The 17723-nt window shown below is 40.6% G+C and carries 10 protein-coding genes and 3 pseudogenes; 12 read left to right on the top strand and 1 reads right to left on the bottom strand.

Annotation, left to right across the window (positions count from 1 at the left end):
• The first annotated feature begins 2 nt into the window (after positions 1–2).
• The 11 genes and pseudogenes from SMSK597_RS10100 to SMSK597_RS10050 form a co-directional block, all read left to right on the top strand.
• Entirely contained in the window at positions 3–653 is a 651-nt protein-coding gene (locus SMSK597_RS10100) for an ABC transporter ATP-binding protein (protein WP_001235272.1), read from the top strand.
• A gap of 10 nt (positions 654–663) precedes the next feature.
• Complete coding sequence (locus tag SMSK597_RS10095) at positions 664–954, top strand: membrane protein (RefSeq protein WP_000940704.1); 291 nt, start codon at positions 664–666, stop codon at positions 952–954.
• Positions 955–1099: 145 nt separating this feature from the next.
• On the top strand, positions 1100–3613 hold the full coding sequence (gene secA, locus SMSK597_RS10090; protein ID WP_001274072.1) for a preprotein translocase subunit SecA: 2514 nt from the start codon (positions 1100–1102) through the stop codon (positions 3611–3613).
• Between the two features lie 80 nt (positions 3614–3693).
• A complete protein-coding gene (locus SMSK597_RS10085; RefSeq protein ID WP_000232188.1) occupies positions 3694–4725 on the top strand; it encodes a 3-deoxy-7-phosphoheptulonate synthase in 1032 nt (343 codons plus the stop codon).
• 1 nt (position 4726) lies between these two features.
• Entirely contained in the window at positions 4727–5758 is a 1032-nt protein-coding gene (locus tag SMSK597_RS10080) for a 3-deoxy-7-phosphoheptulonate synthase (RefSeq protein WP_000864046.1), read from the top strand.
• A gap of 44 nt (positions 5759–5802) precedes the next feature.
• Positions 5803–6165, top strand: a complete 363-nt coding sequence (gene acpS, locus SMSK597_RS10075; RefSeq protein WP_000635003.1) for a holo-ACP synthase — start codon at positions 5803–5805, stop codon at positions 6163–6165.
• Positions 6155–7258, top strand: a complete 1104-nt coding sequence (alr, locus tag SMSK597_RS10070; RefSeq protein ID WP_000648062.1) for an alanine racemase — start codon at positions 6155–6157, stop codon at positions 7256–7258. Before acpS ends, alr begins: the two co-directional genes overlap by 11 nt.
• 18 nt (positions 7259–7276) lie before the next feature.
• Complete coding sequence (recG, locus tag SMSK597_RS10065) at positions 7277–9292, top strand: ATP-dependent DNA helicase RecG (protein WP_001048785.1); 2016 nt, start codon at positions 7277–7279, stop codon at positions 9290–9292.
• A 578-nt stretch (positions 9293–9870) separates the two neighbouring features.
• Positions 9871–10851, top strand: a complete 981-nt coding sequence (locus SMSK597_RS10060) for an acetylxylan esterase (RefSeq protein WP_000795090.1) — start codon at positions 9871–9873, stop codon at positions 10849–10851.
• Positions 10852–11415: 564 nt separating this feature from the next.
• Complete coding sequence (locus SMSK597_RS10055) at positions 11416–14904, top strand: SIALI-17 repeat-containing surface protein (RefSeq protein ID WP_000496037.1); 3489 nt, start codon at positions 11416–11418, stop codon at positions 14902–14904.
• 505 nt (positions 14905–15409) lie between these two features.
• Positions 15410–17038 (top strand): annotated as a pseudogene (locus tag SMSK597_RS10050) (exo-alpha-sialidase); the annotation flags it as partial.
• Positions 17039–17088: 50 nt separating this feature from the next.
• On the opposite strand, the pseudogene SMSK597_RS13405 reads toward SMSK597_RS10050, so the two are convergent.
• Positions 17089–17221, bottom strand: a pseudogene (locus SMSK597_RS13405) (IS30 family transposase); the annotation flags it as partial.
• Positions 17222–17370: 149 nt separating this feature from the next.
• Between SMSK597_RS13405 and tnpA the strand changes: the two are divergent.
• Positions 17371–17723, top strand: a pseudogene (gene tnpA / locus SMSK597_RS0102900) (IS200/IS605 family transposase); the annotation flags it as partial.

Genomic DNA, 17723 nt, shown 5'->3' with positions numbered 1-17723 from the left:
CGATGAGACTTGAAATTATAAATGGACAGAAAATTTATGGGAAAAGACCTATTTTAAATGAGTTGAATCTGGTCTTTCAATCAGGAAATATTTATGGTCTTAAAGGTGATAATGGATCTGGTAAGACAGTTCTTTTAAAGATACTTGCTGGTTATATTAAGCTTGATAAAGGAAAAGTTCTTCAAGATGGGGAAGTCTACGGGATAAAAAATCATTATATTCAGGATGCAGGGGTTTTAATTGAAAAAGTCGAGTTTTTATCTCATTTATCCCTTAGAGAAAATTTGGAATTGTTAAGGTGTTTTTCATCTAAAGTTACGGAAAAAAGAATTGCCGATTGGATCCAATATTATGATTTACAGGAATTTGAAGACGTTGAGTACCGTCATTTATCCTTAGGAACGAAACAAAAAATGGCCTTGATTCAAGCCTTTATTGCCGAACCATCTATACTCTTTCTCGATGAACCTATGAATGCTTTAGATGAGAAGAGTGTGAGGTTAACCAAACAGGTCATTTTATCTTACCTGAAAAAAGAAAATAGTCTGGTTATCCTGACGTCACACATATCGGAAGATATTTCAGACCTTTGCACAGATGTATTAGTTGTCGAAAATGGACACATACAATATTTAAAGGATATACAATCCTAGGAGGTAGCTTATGGCACATCTAAAATCATTTATTACACGCTATTCTAAGGTCTATATTGGTTTAGTTCTGCTGATCTGGCTGGCTTTCTTCTTTGTTCCTTGGGATAAACCAGTTCTGGGAATATCTATCAATCTCTTAATCATACAGAAAGTCTTGCTAGTTTTTGGTATTCTGTCTATTTTGATGGCCTTGCTGTCCAAGAAAGTCAGTCTCTTTGTTTTTGGATTGATCTGCTGTTTTTCTCTTTGGATAAATCTATTTATCCTATTTGCGATTTTGCCGATTTTTGTTGGCAATTAAATCATCATAAAAGTCAGAGAGGTTAGCTTGGAAACTAGCCTCTTTTTCCTTTTCAAAATGGGGATTCTTCCTTGAAAATAATCAGTAATTGTGCTAAAATTAAAAGAACATTCTAAAATATTCGGAATTTAAAGTAAGGAAAAACATGGCTAATATTTTAAAAACAATTATCGAAAATGATAAAGGAGAAATCCGTCGTCTGGAAAAGATGGCTGACAAGGTTTTCAAATACGAAGACCAAATGGCTGCTTTGACTGATGACCAACTAAAAGCAAAAACAGTTGAATTTAAAGAACGTTATCAAAATGGAGAATCACTGGATTCATTGCTTTATGAAGCATTTGCGGTTGTCCGTGAGGGTGCCAAACGTGTCCTAGGCCTCTTCCCATATAAGGTTCAGGTCATGGGGGGAATCGTTCTTCACCATGGTGACGTGCCAGAGATGCGTACAGGGGAAGGAAAAACCTTGACTGCGACTATGCCCGTATACCTCAATGCCCTTTCAGGTAAAGGGGTTCACGTAGTTACGGTCAATGAATATCTGTCAGAACGTGACGCGACTGAAATGGGTGAATTGTACTCATGGCTTGGCTTGTCAGTAGGAATTAACTTGGCTGCCAAATCTCCAATGGAGAAAAAAGAAGCCTATGAGTGTGATATTACTTACTCAACCAACTCAGAAATCGGATTTGACTACCTTCGTGATAACATGGTCGTTCGTGCTGAAAACATGGTACAACGTCCGCTTAACTATGCCTTGGTCGATGAGGTTGACTCAATCTTGATTGATGAGGCCCGTACACCTTTGATCGTATCAGGTGCTAATGCAGTTGAAACCAGTCAGCTCTACCACATGGCAGACCACTATGTAAAATCTTTGGACAAAGACGACTACATCATCGATGTGCAGTCTAAGACTATTGGTTTGTCTGATTCAGGGATTGACAAGGCTGAAAGCTACTTCAAGCTTGAAAACCTCTATGACATCGAAAACGTAGCTCTTACTCACTTTATTGATAACGCCCTTCGTGCCAACTACATCATGCTTCTCGATATTGACTATGTGGTGAGCGAAGAACAAGAAATTTTGATTGTCGACCAATTTACAGGTCGTACCATGGAAGGTCGTCGTTATTCTGATGGATTGCACCAAGCCATTGAAGCTAAAGAAGGTGTGCCAATCCAGGATGAAACCAAGACATCTGCCTCAATCACTTACCAAAACCTTTTCCGTATGTACAAGAAATTGTCTGGTATGACGGGTACAGGTAAGACTGAGGAAGAAGAATTCCGTGAAATTTACAACATTCGTGTTATTCCAATCCCAACCAACCGTCCTGTTCAACGTATTGACCACTCAGACCTTCTTTATGCAAGTATCGAGGCTAAGTTTAAGGCGGTTGTCGAAGACGTTAAGGCTCGTTACCAAAAAGGTCAGCCTGTCTTGGTTGGTACAGTAGCAGTTGAAACCAGTGATTACATTTCTAAGAAATTGGTTGCAGCTGGCGTTCCTCACGAAGTCTTGAATGCTAAGAACCACTATAAAGAAGCCCAAATCATCATGAATGCTGGTCAACGTGGTGCTGTTACCATCGCAACCAACATGGCCGGTCGTGGTACCGACATCAAGCTTGGTGAAGGAGTTCGTGAACTTGGAGGACTTTGTGTTATTGGTACAGAGCGTCATGAAAGCCGTCGTATCGATAACCAGCTTCGTGGACGTTCAGGTCGTCAAGGAGATCCAGGTGAGTCACAATTCTACCTCTCTCTTGAAGATGATTTGATGAAACGTTTTGGTTCTGAACGCTTGAAAGGCATCTTTGAACGCTTGAATATGTCTGAAGAGGCCATTGAGTCTCGTATGTTGACGCGTCAGGTTGAAGCAGCTCAGAAACGTGTCGAAGGAAATAACTACGATACTCGTAAACAAGTCCTTCAATACGATGATGTCATGCGTGAACAACGTGAGATTATCTATGCTCAACGTTATGATGTCATCACTGCAGACCGTGACTTGGCACCTGAAATTCAGGCTATGATCAAACGCACGATTGAACGTGTCGTTGATGGTCATGCGCGTGCCAAACAAGATGAAAAACTAGAGGCAATTTTGAACTTTGCTAAGTACAACTTGCTTCCAGAAGATTCTATTACGATGGAAGACTTGTCAGGCTTGTCTGATAAGGCTATTAAGGAAGAGCTTTTCCAACGTGCCTTGAAGGTTTACGATAGTCAGGTTTCAAAACTACGCGATGAAGAAGCAGTTAAAGAATTCCAAAAAGTCTTGATTCTACGAGTGGTGGATAACAAGTGGACAGATCATATCGATGCCCTTGATCAATTGCGTAACGCGGTTGGACTTCGTGGCTATGCTCAGAACAACCCTGTTGTTGAGTATCAGGCAGAAGGTTTCCGTATGTTTAATGATATGATTGGTTCGATTGAGTTTGATGTGACACGCTTGATGATGAAAGCACAAATTCATGAACAAGAAAGACCACAGGCAGAACGCCATATCAGTACAACAGCGACTCGTAATATTGCTGCCCACCAAGCAAGTATGCCTGAAGATTTGGATTTGAGCCAGATTGGACGGAATGAACTTTGCCCATGTGGTTCTGGTAAGAAGTTTAAAAACTGTCACGGTAAAAGACAATAAAATGAGATAGTTTAGAGGCGGATACCTTGTGAAAAGTAAATTTTTACTTGGTATCCGTTTGATTTATAAGGAGATGAGTTATGGTATTTACAGCAAAAAGTCCTAAAATTAATATTGAAGAAGTTCGTGCCTTATCAAAATTAGAAGGCCAGGCTTTGGAGAGAAAATCTCAGCGCGATCAAGAGCTTGAAGCCATTATACGTGGAGAAGACCAGCGAATTCTCTTGGTAATTGGGCCATGCTCATCTGATAATGAAGAAGCTGTCCTTGAATACGCTAAGCGTTTGGCAGCTTTGCAAGAAGAAGTGGCAGACGGTATCTTTATGGTTATGCGTGTTTATACTGCTAAACCCCGTACCAACGGAGATGGTTATAAGGGATTGATTCACCAGCCTAACGCGACAGAAGCGCCTAGTCTTATCAACGGAATCAAAGCTGTTCGCCATCTTCACTATCGTGTTATCACAGAAACAGGTATGACAACGGCTGATGAAATGCTTTATCCTGAAAATCTTCCGCTTGTGGATGATTTGATTTCTTACATGGCAGTTGGTGCCCGTTCAGTTGAAGACCAGCAACACCGCTTTGTGGCAAGTGGAGCAGATTTTGCGACTGGTTTTAAAAATCCAACATCTGGAAATCTCAATGTTATGTTTAATGGGATTTATGCTGCTCAAAACAAGCAAAGTTTCCTTTTCCTAGGAAAAGAAGTGGAAACAACTGGGAACCCGCTTTCGCATGCCATTCTTCGTGGTGCTCTTAATGAGTATGGAAAAAATATTCCCAACTACTATTATGACAATTTAATTGACACCATTGCCCAGTATGAGAAAATGGGCTTGGAAAATCCTTTTATCATCATTGATACCAATCATGACAATTCTGGTAAGCAGTATATGGAACAAATCCGAATTGTCCGCCAGACCTTGATTAATCGTGCTTGGAATGAAAAAATCAAGCAGTTCGTTCGTGGTTTTATGATTGAGTCTTATCTGGAAGATGGTCGACAAAATGAGCCAGAAGTATTTGGCAAGTCTATCACAGACCCTTGCCTTGGCTGGGAAAATACGGAAGCCCTCGTCAGAGAAATCTACCAAACGCTAGGAGAATAAGATGGCATTTATTGAAAAAGGTCAAGAAATCGATATTGAAGCAATCAAGGCAGAAACTCAATTGTCTGCGGAAGCCTTGCGACTAAAGGAGCGTCGTGATAGAGAATTGGTAGACATCATTTCAGGAGAAGATGACCGGATCCTTTTGGTGATTGGTCCTTGCTCTTCTGATAATGAAGAGGCTGTCTTGGAATACGCTCACCGTTTATCCGCCTTGCAAAAGAAGGTGGCGGACAAGATTTTCATAGTCATGCGTGTTTATACAGCTAAACCTCGTACCAACGGAGACGGCTATAAAGGCTTGGTTCACCAACCAGATACCTCTAAGGCTCCAAGCCTGATTAATGGTTTGCAGGCTGTTCGTCAGTTGCACTACCGCGTGATTACAGAGACTGGTTTGACAACGGCAGACGAGATGCTTTATCCATCAAATCTGGTCTTGGTAGATGATTTGGTCAGCTACCATGCTGTTGGAGCTCGTTCTGTGGAAGACCAAGAGCACCGCTTTGTGGCCTCAGGGATTGATGCACCGGTCGGGATGAAAAATCCAACTTCAGGAAATCTTGGAGTAATGTTTAACGGTATCTATGCCGCTCAAAACAAACAAACCTTCCTCTTCCATGGTCAAGAAGTTGAAACTTCAGGAAATCCCTTGGCCCACGTCATCCTCCGTGGAGCAGTTAATGAATATGGGAAAAATGAGCCTAACTTTTACTATGAAACCCTGCTAAATGCTATTGAGCGCTATGAAGCCATGGGACTTGAAAATCCCTTTATCCTCATTGATACCAACCATGATAACTCAGGAAAGCAATATATGGAACAGATTCGAATTGTCCGCCAGACCTTGCAAAATCGTGATTGGAACGAGAAAATCAAAAAGACGGTTCGAGGATTTATGATTGAATCTTACCTAGCAGATGGTCGTCAAAACCAACCAGAAATCTTTGGTTGTTCCATTACCGACCCTTGTCTAGGTTGGGAAAATACAGAGGCCTTGGTAGAAGAGATTTATGCTACCTTGACAAAATAAGTGAAAAGGATGGAGTTGGGGAATCTCAACTCCTTTTGATGAGAATGATAGTTGGACACGGAATTGACATCGAAGAATTGGCTTCGATAGAAAGTGCAGTTACACGACATGAAGGATTTGCCAAGCGCGTGCTGACAGCCAAGGAAATGGAACGGTTTAACAGTCTTAAAGGGCGCAGGCAAATCGAATATTTGGCTGGTCGCTGGTCGGCTAAGGAGGCCTTTTCCAAGGCTATGGGAACTGGTATTGGAAAACTCGGTTTTCAGGATTTGGAAGTCTTGAATAATGAACGCGGGGCGCCTTATTTTAGTCAGGCACCATTTTCAGGAAAGATTTGGCTGTCTATCAGCCACACCGATCAGTTTGTGACAGCCAGTGTCATTTTGGAGGAAAATCATGAAAGCTAGTCCACATAGACCAACCAAGGCTCTGATTCATCTGGGAGCTATTCGACAAAATATTCAGCAAATGGGGGCTCATATCCCTGAAGGAACGCTCAAATTTGCAGTGGTCAAGGCCAATGCTTATGGTCATGGAGCTGTTGCTGTTGCGACGGCTATTCAAGATGATGTTGATGGCTTTTGCGTTTCCAATATCGATGAAGCCATTGAACTCAGACAAGCTGGACTCAGCAAGCCAATCCTCATTTTAGGAGTTTCTGAACTAGAAGTTGTTTCTCTTGCTAAAGAATATGACATCACCTTGACAGTGGCTGGATTGGAGTGGATCCAAGCACTCTTAGATAAGGAAGCGGACCTAACTGGATTGACAGTCCACCTCAAGATTGATTCAGGAATGGGACGGATTGGTTTTAGAGAGGCTCGTGAGGCTGAGCAGGCTCAAGACTTGCTCCAACAACATGGTGCTCGTGTTGAAGGGATTTTTACCCACTTTGCGACTGCAGATGAAGAGTCAGATGACTACTTTAATGTCCAGTTGGAACGGTTTAAATCTATTTTGGCTAGTATGAAGGAAGTGCCAGAGCTGGTTCATGCTAGCAACTCGGCAACGACTCTTTGGCATGCAGAGACTATTTTCAATGCGGTTCGTATGGGAGACGCCATGTATGGTCTCAATCCAAGTGGAGATGCCTTGGATTTACCCTATGACTTGACACCAGCCTTGTTCTTGGAGTCTGCTCTGGTCCATGTCAAGACAGTTTCAGCTGGAGCTTATATGGGCTACGGAGCAACTTATCAGGCAGATAGCGAGCAAGTCATCGCGACTGTGCCAATCGGCTATGCGGATGGTTGGACACGTGACATGCAGAATTTCTCCGTCTTGGTAGATGGGCAAGCTTGCCCAATCGTCGGCAGGGTTTCGATGGACCAAATCACCATTCGTCTGCCTAAGCCTTACCCACTCGGAACCAAGGTAACTTTGATTGGTTCTAACGGGGGCAAGGAAATTACAGCTACTCAGGTAGCGACCTACCGTGGGACTATTAACTATGAGGTGGTTTGTCTCCTCAGTGACCGTATTCCGAGAGAATATGATTAGAAAAGAAAGGAGTGGAGCATGAATCTACATCAACCCTTGCATGTCTTGCCTGGTGTGGGACCAAAGTCAGCAGAAAAATACGCCAAACTAGGAATTGAAAATTTGCAAGACCTCTTGCTCTACTTTCCTTTCCGTTATGAAGATTTCAAGACCAAGCAAGTATTGGAACTAGAAGACGGTGAAAAGGCGGTTCTTTCTGGTCAAGTCGTGACTCCTGCTAGTGTCCAGTATTATGGTTTCAAGCGCAATCGCCTGCGTTTTAGCCTCAAGCAGGGAGAAGTCGTTTTTGCCGTGAACTTCTTTAACCAACCCTACCTAGCTGATAAGATAGAGTTGGGAGCAACTCTTGCCGTCTTTGGAAAATGGGACCGTGCCAAGACTAGTCTAACTGGGATGAAGGTCCTAGCTCAGGTGGAAGATGACCTCCAACCTGTCTATCGTCTGGCTCAGGGAATCAGTCAGGCCAGTCTGGTCAAGGTCATCAAGACGGCTTTTGATCAGGGACTGGACCTCTTGATTGAGGAAAATCTTCCCCAGTCTTTGCTGGACAAATACAAACTCATGTCCCGTTGTCAGGCCGTTCGTGCCATGCATTTCCCCAAGGATTTGGCAGAATACAAGCAGGCTCTTCGCCGTATCAAGTTTGAGGAACTTTTTTATTTCCAAATGCAGTTGCAGACGCTCAAGTCTGAAAATAGAGTTCAGGGAAGCGGTCTGGTTCTGAATTGGTCTCAGGAAAAGGTGACAGCAGTTAAAGAAAATCTACCTTTTGCCCTGACCCCAGCTCAAGAAAAAAGTTTGCTGGAAATTTTAACCGATATGAAGTCGGACCACCACATGAATCGTCTCCTGCAAGGAGATGTGGGGAGCGGAAAAACAGTAGTCGCTGGCTTGGCTATGTTTGCGGCAGTGACAGCTGGTTATCAGGCTGCCCTCATGGTGCCAACAGAAATCCTCGCAGAGCAACACTTTGAGAGTCTACAGAGTCTCTTCCCGGACCTAAAACTGGCTCTCTTGACAGGTTCCTTGAAGGTTGCAGAAAAAAGAGAAGTCTTGGAGACCATTGCCAAGGGTGAGGCTGATTTGATTATTGGAACCCACGCTCTGATTCAGGATGGGGTAGATTATGCTCGTCTTGGCTTGATTATTATCGATGAGCAGCACCGTTTTGGTGTAGGGCAAAGGCGTGTTCTGAGAGAAAAAGGCGACAATCCTGATGTTCTCATGATGACGGCGACTCCCATTCCACGGACGCTGGCCATCACAGCCTTTGGGGATATGGATGTTTCCATTATCGACCAGATGCCAGCAGGACGAAAACCTATTGTGACGCGTTGGATTAAGCATGAGCAACTACCTCAGGTCTTGATTTGGTTAGAGGGGGAAATTCAAAAAGGTTCTCAAGCCTATGTCATCTCTCCCTTGATTGAAGAATCAGAAGCTCTGGATTTGAAAAATGCTATTGCCTTATCAGAGGAATTGACGGCTTATTTTGCAGGAAAGGCAGAAGTGGCTCTTCTACATGGTAAGATGAAGAGTGACGAAAAAGACCAAATCATGCAGGAGTTCAAAGAGCGAAAAACGGATATTCTGGTTTCGACGACGGTTATCGAGGTTGGGGTTAATGTTCCCAATGCGACAGTTATGATCATCATGGATGCTGATCGTTTTGGTCTCAGCCAGCTTCACCAGCTTAGAGGTCGTGTCGGTCGGGGAGATAAGCAGTCCTATGCTGTTCTCGTTGCTAATCCCAAGACTGATTCCGGGAAAGACCGCATGCTCATCATGACAGAAACCACCAATGGATTTGTCCTTGCAGAGGAAGATTTGAAAATGCGTGGTTCTGGTGAGATTTTTGGAACCAGACAGTCAGGACTTCCAGAGTTCCAAGTGGCTGATATTATCGAGGATTTTCCGATTTTAGAAGAAGCCAGAAAGGTTGCAAGCTACATTAGTTCTATAGAAGGCTGGCAAGAGGATCCAGAGTGGCGCATGATTGCTCTTCATCTGGAAAAGAAAGAACATTTAGATTAAGCTTTCTCTAAGGAAAACTTAAGCTAGCTTTCAGGTTTGGCCCTTATACTAGAGTCATCAAAAAGAAACGAGGACTCTCAGATGACAGTAACAATTAAAGTAAATTACCAAACCACTTTCCAAAAGAAGGAAACAAAAAACTAGTATAAACAGAAGAGAGAGCGAAATGCTCTTTTTTCGCTACACAGAAGCTTGGAAGAAGATCCAGAGTGGCGCATGATTGCCCTTCATTTGGAAAAGAAAGAACATTTGGATTAAGCTTTCTCTAAGGAAAACTTAAGCTAGCTTTCAGGTTTGACCCTTATACTAGAGTCATCAAAAAGAAACGAGGACTCTCAGATGACAGTAACGATTAAAGTAAATTACCAAACCACTTTCCAAAAGAAAGAAGCAAAAAACTAAGATTGAATAGAAGAAGAGAAAGCGAAATGCTCTTTTTTCGTTTCTAAAACTACTTTCAGCCCATCATTCTAAAAGTAAAGAATCTAAATTCACTTTCTATTTACCCTTCTTTCTTGCATTGATTACATAGATATGCTACAGTGGTGATAGCGATTACAAAATAAAAGGAGCATGCTATGAAAAATCCAGCTTTATTAGAAGAAATCAAGACTTATAAAGGCAGGGATGAGGTTCCAGAGGACTTTGATGCTTTCTGGGCTGAGGAAGTGAAAAAAGTTTCAACGCTTCCAGCCTACCAGTTGGAGGAAAGAGATTTTCACATCCCTCAAGTCAAGTGCTATGAGTTAACATTTGAAGGAACCAATGAAGGCAAGGTCTATGCACGCGTCGTTCTTCCAAAGAGTGAGGAGAAGGTTCCAATAATTTTTCATTTCCATGGTTATATGGGACGTGGCTGGGACTGGGTTGATATGCTGTCCTTCACCGTTGCTGGTTATGGTGTTGTCTCCATGGATGTGCGGGGGCAGTCAGGTTATTCACAAGACGGTTTGCGCTCTTCTCTAGGAAATACAGTTAAAGGGCATATCATCCGTGGGGCTGTGGAAGGTCGGGATCACCTCTTTTATAAGGATGTTTATCTGGATATTTACCAGTTGGTTGAGATTATTGCCAGTCTGCCACAGGTGGATGAGAAGAGACTTTCTAGTTATGGTGCCTCGCAAGGAGGGGCTCTAGCTCTAGTTGCAGCAGCGCTCAATCCTCGAATTCAGAAAACAGTTGCCATCTATCCTTTCTTGTCAGACTTTAGACGAGTGCTTGAGATTGGTAATACTAGCGAGGCTTACGACGAACTTTTCCGTTATTTCAAGTTTCACGACCCCTTCCATGAAACTGAGGAGGAAATCATGGCAACCCTTGCCTATATCGATGTGAAAAATCTTGCCCATCGTATCAAGGGTGAAGTTAAGATGATTACAGGCTTGGACGACGATGTTTGTTATCCCAGTACCCAGTTTGCGATTTACAACCGTCTGACCTGCGATAAGGCCTATCGTATCATGCCCGAGTATGCTCATGAAGCCATGAATGTTTTTGTCAACGACCAAGTCTACAACTGGCTCTGTGGTAGTGAGATTCCTTTTAAGTATGTAAAATAATGAATGAGAGAGCACAGTAGCTCTCTTTTTGTATACAGTCTATTCAGAAAATATTGTAGTTCATATATACTTTGAATTTCATACTCTTCGAAAATCTCTTCAAACCACGTCAGCTTCCATCTACAACCTCAAAACAGTGTTTTGAGCAACCTGCGGCTAGTTTCCTAGTTTGCTCTTTGATTTTCATTGAGTATGAGTTTTTTCTTGACCTTGGTGTAAAACAATTCATTTGCTATCTAGTTTGGTATAAGTTCTTTCAAGATATTGGAAAGCGTCTGTAAAATGTGTTATAATTTATAAGAAAATATACAGTTTCGCTACAAATGAACATTTATATATAATTTTATGTATAACTTAGTTTTTCTGATTAGGATAATATCTTACAAAAACTATATTCTTGGAGATACAGTACTTAAATATTATTTGTAAAGGAGCAAAATAGTCTATGGCTATTTTTATTGTAAGAATCAAAGTAGAGAGTGTTATGCTAATGGAAACTGTAATATTTTATTTTTAAGAATATACTTGGATAAATTAACTTTGAAAGTTAAAGTGAGGTAATGTATGTTTGTATGTTTAAAAGGTTTGGGAAAATTTCGTAAATCCAAAGCTTATGGTTTAATTGGTTGCTTGACACTATCCGCAGTGATCGGCTTAGCTGCACCAGAGTTACCAGTTATTGGTGGCGGGGTCGTTTATGCTGATGTTATTAAAGGTGGAGATGATATTAAAGATGTAGACGTTCATAGTAAACCTGCAGAAGGTGTTGCTATGACTTATACCACTTATGATAGCGGAACAAGTGGAAAACAAACCGCATCAGGTAGCGGTGTCTTTGTAGCGCCGAATGTGATGGTAACAGTAGCTCATAACTACTATGATAAAAACCAAGAAGACAAGTCCGCGGTATTGCGTGGTGGGGAGTCTGCTCGTAGTTATGTGGTGATGAACTCAGAGACGGAGAAGAGCAATAAAGTACCTACTTCTGGTGTATCGGAAGCTCTTGAAAAGGGTTCTATTCATTTGTATGATGAGAAGAATTTTGGTAAAGAATATGGTAATGACTTAGCGGTAGTAGTTACTAAAAAGCCTGTAGAAGCTATGACAGGTGGTGAAGATTCACCAAGAGAATTGAGTCATAAAGAGGTTTCTACGGGTGATAGCATCTCTATGGTCGGCTACCCTAATGATTTTTCGACTCCAAATTTAAGTGAAGAGAATAAAGCTCGCTTGAAAGACGGTAAGGCTTATTCAGTCTCAACAACTGTGAGCAGTATCAATAAAGAGAGTGGTGCAGTCACTTATCATTCCTCAGCTTTGGGAGGTTTTTCAGGTGCTCCTTTGTTTAATGAGAAAGGAGAGGTAGTCGGTATCCACCAGCACGGAACAAATACTCCAAGTGCTTCTGAGAGTGAGCGTATTGGTGGTGGTACTATCTTTACGGAAAAGCACAGAGCTTGGATTCAGTCAATGATTGATAAATATGCTATCACAGGCTGGTATATAGATGGTGCAAACCGTTACTACTATGATGAAAATCATATAGCTTTAAAAGATGTAGAGTCTGAGATTGACGGTGCTTGGTATAGTTTTGACGAAAAAGGTCGTGCTACCTTAGTAAAAGGTGAAGAAAAAGGTCGTGTTCTACTTCGAGTGGAAGACACTAAAGGAACTCGTTTGATTTCAGATAAGGTTGTTCAGGAGGGTCCTGTTGGAAGTGGTTTGAATTTTTATTTAAGACAAAATCCAGACTTCAAACAGTTAATAGCAACTTCCCCAACAGCTAAAGTGGTATCCTATAACGGAGTGCCAATTAACAAACTAGCAAGTGATACTACTTGGTCTGATGACTATGTCAGTAAGTTAGCTTTAGGAGATACAATTATAAGAGCGGTAGTAGATTCGGTAACTCCTCCATCTACGTCTTCTTCGGATTTTGCAAGAACTGAAGTTGGTAAAGTCGATTTGAGTGGTAAATCGAACTTACCTGTACCTAGTAAAGAGGTATTACAAGCTCCGAATGGTTCAGAGAATTTCTATGCTACAACGCACATTCAAACGCCAGATGGGTCGGGGTCAGGTACTTTAATTGCACCAAATTTGGTGTTAACAGTCGCTCATAATTTCTTAACAGTTAAAGGTTCTGAAGTAATTACTAAATCTGGTCGTACCAATACAGTGTATAAAGCAACTTTGCCGAATGGTAAGTCTGTGAATTTTTCAGATGATGATATTGTTTATTGGAATAAGAAAGACTCTGTATTTGGATTTAAAAATGACTTAGCTTTGGTTCGGTTAAAAGAAGCAGTAAAAGGAGTAACTCCTGTAGAGGTTGTAAAACAATCTTCGAAAGTTGCAGAGGGGGATTCAGTTTCGGTCTATGGTTTTCCAGATAACAAGCTAAGTCCAGTTTTAGATAGCAAAGTAGTAGGAATTACAGACTTCGGTTCTGGAATAGAGGGAATTAGCTATGGAGGTACGAAACCTGGAGCGTCTGGTGGTGGTCTTTATAATGATAAAGGTGCTTTAATTGGCGTTCACCAAAATGGTGTTGTAGGAAGCCGCAGTGGTGGTTTGGTTTTATCAAAAGAGCAGCTGGATTGGGTTCGTTCTTATATTGAGGGTCAACCAAAAGATCCTGTCTATGTGGAAGATAAAGAAGTGGAACCTTCTAAGAAGGATTCGGATAAGGATTTAGCAGGGAAATTAGATCCAAAAAAAGATAGTGGAAAAGAAGATTCTGGTATTTTAGGTACATCTGGTGACTTTGCAGCTCCTACAGTAGATAAGCCAGAGTTTAAAGGTGGAGTTCCTTTCACTGAATCTCCTATACTGGAAATCCCAGAGTATACGGGTGTATTATCAACCTCAGGAGAAGAATCGGCCCCAACAGTTGAACAGCATGACTTTACAGGCGGAGTTAACGGAGGCGACTCACTTGTTACAGAAGTTCCAGAGTATAGCGGTGTTCTCTCCACATTAGGAGACACTCCAGCCCCTATAGTAGATAAACCAGATTTTACAGGTGGAGTTCCTTTCACTGAATCTCCGATACTAGAAATCCCAGAGTATACGGGTGCATTATCAACCTCAGGAGAAGAACCGGTCCCAACAGTTGAACAGCATGACTTCACAGGTGGAGTCAATGGAAGTGAATCCCTCGTTACAGAAGTTCCAGAGTATAGTGGCTTCCTATCCACATTAGGTAATTCTCCAGCTCCTACAGTAGCTAAGCCAGAGTTTAAAGGTGGCGTGAATGGTGCGGATGCTGAGATTCATCACCTTTCAGACTTCACAGGCGGAGTGAATGCAGTAACTAGTGTTGTGTATGATGTAGAAAATTATACAGAAGTATTATCTACAGCAGGAGAAGGAAGTTCAGTAGTGAAATCTACTGATAAACAAGTAAATAATAAAGACAGTAAGGATGAAGCAGAAACTAAGCACGTTATCACAAGAATTGCTAGTTCACAACGTATTTTCAAAAATGAAGCAGGAAGTGTGCAAATTCAAGCTTCAGAAGAAGTATTGGAAAATGTGATAGGTGTTCAAATTCAAGAAGTTCAAGTTAGTGATCTAAGTTCATTAAACTATAAAGCATTTGATATTCAATTGAAGGATACAGATGCTAGAACTGTTCAGCCTAACGGAAAAGTCCTAGTTATTTTTGCTACGGGTCATTCTGTTGAGAATGTTTATGCTGTAGATTCAGAAGGAAACCTACACCCTATTGAATTCAAACAAAAAGATGGAAAGATTATTTTTGAGACTAGCAATTCTAGTATTTATGCGATGACTTTCCGACACTCTGTCAATAATCTAGCACTTGATAATCCTACAAAAAATAAAAAAGAAGAGGAGATTGTACCATCACCTAAATTGTTATCTACAAATGAGAACTCAGGATTTAATCAATCAGAGAATAAAGTAGGTAACAATGAGCAGGCTAAGTTACCAGATACAGGTGAGAATAAATCAATGGCAACAGTTTTGCTTGGTTTTGTGGGAATTATTTTCGGAGTTATGATTTCCTATAAACGAAAGGGTAGTTAACTTTGTCTAAAATCTCACTTTGAACTTTTATGTTAATCTAAAATAAACCGCTCGCTATGCGGGTGCGCGTCGAAGGTTATACTCAAAAAATTCCAAACGCGATACAGTAAAGGTGTTCACGCTAATTGTAAAGCGAAAAGAGAAAAATATGGCACAAAAGGCTCAGGGTTTATCGTTTACACTCTTTATTGAAGGAGAAAGTCTAGTCCTAACTTATTTTTGTTATAGAAGCCGAAAGTACTTTTAAAGAGGATAGAAGTATAAAAATATTTCTGAAAATAGAATCTATTGTAGATTACTATAGAAAAATATATTGTTTTATTGTATAATAAAGAAAAATCTAGATTTTTAGGAAATAAAATAATTACCTTTAGAGAGTCATAGATTAATCAAGAATAAGCAATCGTATTAGTTGAATTGCTTTCCAGTGCTAACTTTTTAACTAATTCAAAAATTTTAAAAAAGCGCTTAGCAAAAGCGTCGGAGGAGTTATATGAATCAGAGTTTTATTAATCGTAAAAACCGATATGGTATTAGAAAATTTACTATCGGAGTTGCTTCTATAGTTATCGGCTCGGTCTTGTATGGTATTTCACCAGTATTAGCACAAGAAACCACTACTAATATTGATGCAAATAAGGTTGAAACTACTTTAGAAAGTAGAACATCTGTATCAGGACCTATAGCGGATTTAGAAGTGAAATCATCGGAAAGTGCAAAAATTACAGAGAAGAAGGAAGTTTTTGTAAGTGGTGTAAATGGTGGATTGAATAAGGATGGAATTAATACTTACCGAATTCCAGCACTGCTAAAAACAGATAAAGGCACATTAATTGCCGGAGCGGATGAAAGACGTTTACAATTCGCAGATTGGGGAGATATTGGTATGGTAGTTCGTCGAAGTCAGGACGGAGGAGAGACGTGGGGAGATAGAATAACAATTTCTAATCTTCGTGATAATCCAGATGCCAAAGACAAAACTGCTCCGTCGCCATTAAATATTGATATGGTATTAGTTCAAGATTCGGAAACTAAGAGAATCTTTTCGGTTTATGATATGTTCCCAGAAGGAAAAGCAGTATTCGGTATGCCTGCTAAACCTGAAAAAGCATACGAGCGTATAGGGGATAAAACTTATCAAATTTTATATAAAACAGGCGAAAAAGGATATTATACAATTCGTGAAAATGGTGAAGTTTATAATTCTAAAAATCAAAAAACAGAGTATCATGTTGTAGTAAATCCCAAAAAACTAGGATATAGCGACAAAGGTGATTTGTATAAAGGAAAGGATTTAATTGGTAATGTTTACTTTGCACAAAGTACGAAAAATCCTTTTAGAGTTGCAAATACTAGCTATTTATGGATGTCTTATAGTGATGATGATGGTAAAACATGGTCTGCACCGAAAGATATCACACCAGGGATTCGACAAGATTGGATGAAATTCCTTGGAACAGGTCCTGGAACAGGTATTGTATTACGTACAGGTGCGCATAAGGGGCGGATATTGGTACCAGCTTATACAACAAACAGTATTTCGCATTTAGGTGGTTCGCAGTCTTCGCGTCTAATTTATTCAGATGATCATGGGGGAACTTGGCATGCTGGAGAAGCCCCAAATGATAATCGACCTGTTGGAAATAGTGTCATCCACTCGTCTAATATGAATAATAGTGGCGCTCAAAATACAGAATCAACTGTTCTTCAATTAAATAATGGTGATGTCAAACTCTTCATGCGTGGCTTGACTGGAGATCTTCAGGTTGCTACTAGTAAAGATGGTGGAGTGACTTGGGAGAAAACAATAAAACGTTATCCAGAAGTAAAAGATGCCTATGTGCAAATGTCAGCTATTCATACTATGCATGATGGGAAAGAGTATATTATTCTTAGCAATGCTGCTGGACCAGGACGTGAACGAAAAGATGGTCTAGTTCACTTGGCACGTGTTGAGAAAAATGGCGAGTTAACTTGGCTGAAGCATAATCTGATTCAAGGTGGGGAATTTGCATATAATTCATTACAAGACTTAGGTGACGGAGAATACGGAATTTTATATGAACATAGCGAGAATAGTCAAAATCGCTATACAATTTTTTATAAGAAATTTAATTGGAACTTCTTGAGTAAATAAAAGCTAATTATAGACATAAGAAAACATCTCTGTGTTAGACTTGTCGTTCAAATACAAACGCTAAATTTCAAGTTAGTTAGCAACAAAAAATTCTCTGGGCGACTTGTAGTTCAAGCATTTTTTATGATAGTTATTAATCCAATTTTCGATGAATGCGACTTCTTTAGAAGTCGTTTTCTTTATGTGACTATTAGTCCGTCTCGCTCCGTTAGGTGCGAGACAAAAAAACCACCCGCTATGCGGGTGTGCGTCGAAGGTTATACCAAAAAAACTCCGAACGCGATACAATAAAGGTGTTCAAGCCAATTGTAAAGCGAAAGGAGAAAAATATGGCACAAAAGGCTCATAGTTTATCGCACACAAAGTGGCACTGTTCTATCACATTGTGTTCACCCCTAAGTATAGACGAAAAGTTATCTATAATCAATATCGAAGTAGTTTAGGCGAAATATTTCATCGCTTGTGTAGTTATAAAGGAGTTGAAATTATTGAGGGTCACTTAATGCCAGACCATGTACACATGTTAGTAAGTATTCCACCAAGGATAAGTGTTTCGAGTTTCATGGGGTATTTAAAAGGAAAAAGTGCACTCATGATGTTTGACAAACACGCCAATCTCAAGTACAAGTTTGGGAATCGGCATTTCTGGGCGGAAGGTTATTATGTAAGTACGGTGGGACTC

The sequence above is a fragment of the Streptococcus mitis SK597 genome (assembly GCF_000148545.1).
Taxonomy (GTDB): domain Bacteria; phylum Bacillota; class Bacilli; order Lactobacillales; family Streptococcaceae; genus Streptococcus; species Streptococcus mitis_C.
This window is presented reverse-complemented; position numbering and strand designations above follow the sequence as displayed.

Excerpts from the sequence above, each read along its gene's own strand:
- recG (WP_001048785.1), top strand. The coding sequence starts at position 7,277 with ATGAATCTACATCAACCCTTGCATGTCTTGCCTGGTGTGGGACCAAAG.
- SMSK597_RS10100 (WP_001235272.1), top strand. The coding sequence starts at position 3 with ATGAGACTTGAAATTATAAATGGACAGAAAATTTATGGGAAAAGACCT.
- SMSK597_RS10060 (WP_000795090.1), top strand. The coding sequence starts at position 9,871 with ATGAAAAATCCAGCTTTATTAGAAGAAATCAAGACTTATAAAGGCAGG.
- SMSK597_RS10095 (WP_000940704.1), top strand. The coding sequence starts at position 664 with ATGGCACATCTAAAATCATTTATTACACGCTATTCTAAGGTCTATATT.
- SMSK597_RS10055 (WP_000496037.1), top strand. The coding sequence starts at position 11,416 with ATGTTTGTATGTTTAAAAGGTTTGGGAAAATTTCGTAAATCCAAAGCT.
- secA (WP_001274072.1), top strand. The coding sequence starts at position 1,100 with ATGGCTAATATTTTAAAAACAATTATCGAAAATGATAAAGGAGAAATC.
- acpS (WP_000635003.1), top strand. The coding sequence starts at position 5,803 with ATGATAGTTGGACACGGAATTGACATCGAAGAATTGGCTTCGATAGAA.
- SMSK597_RS10080 (WP_000864046.1), top strand. The coding sequence starts at position 4,727 with ATGGCATTTATTGAAAAAGGTCAAGAAATCGATATTGAAGCAATCAAG.
- alr (WP_000648062.1), top strand. The coding sequence starts at position 6,155 with ATGAAAGCTAGTCCACATAGACCAACCAAGGCTCTGATTCATCTGGGA.
- SMSK597_RS10085 (WP_000232188.1), top strand. The coding sequence starts at position 3,694 with ATGGTATTTACAGCAAAAAGTCCTAAAATTAATATTGAAGAAGTTCGT.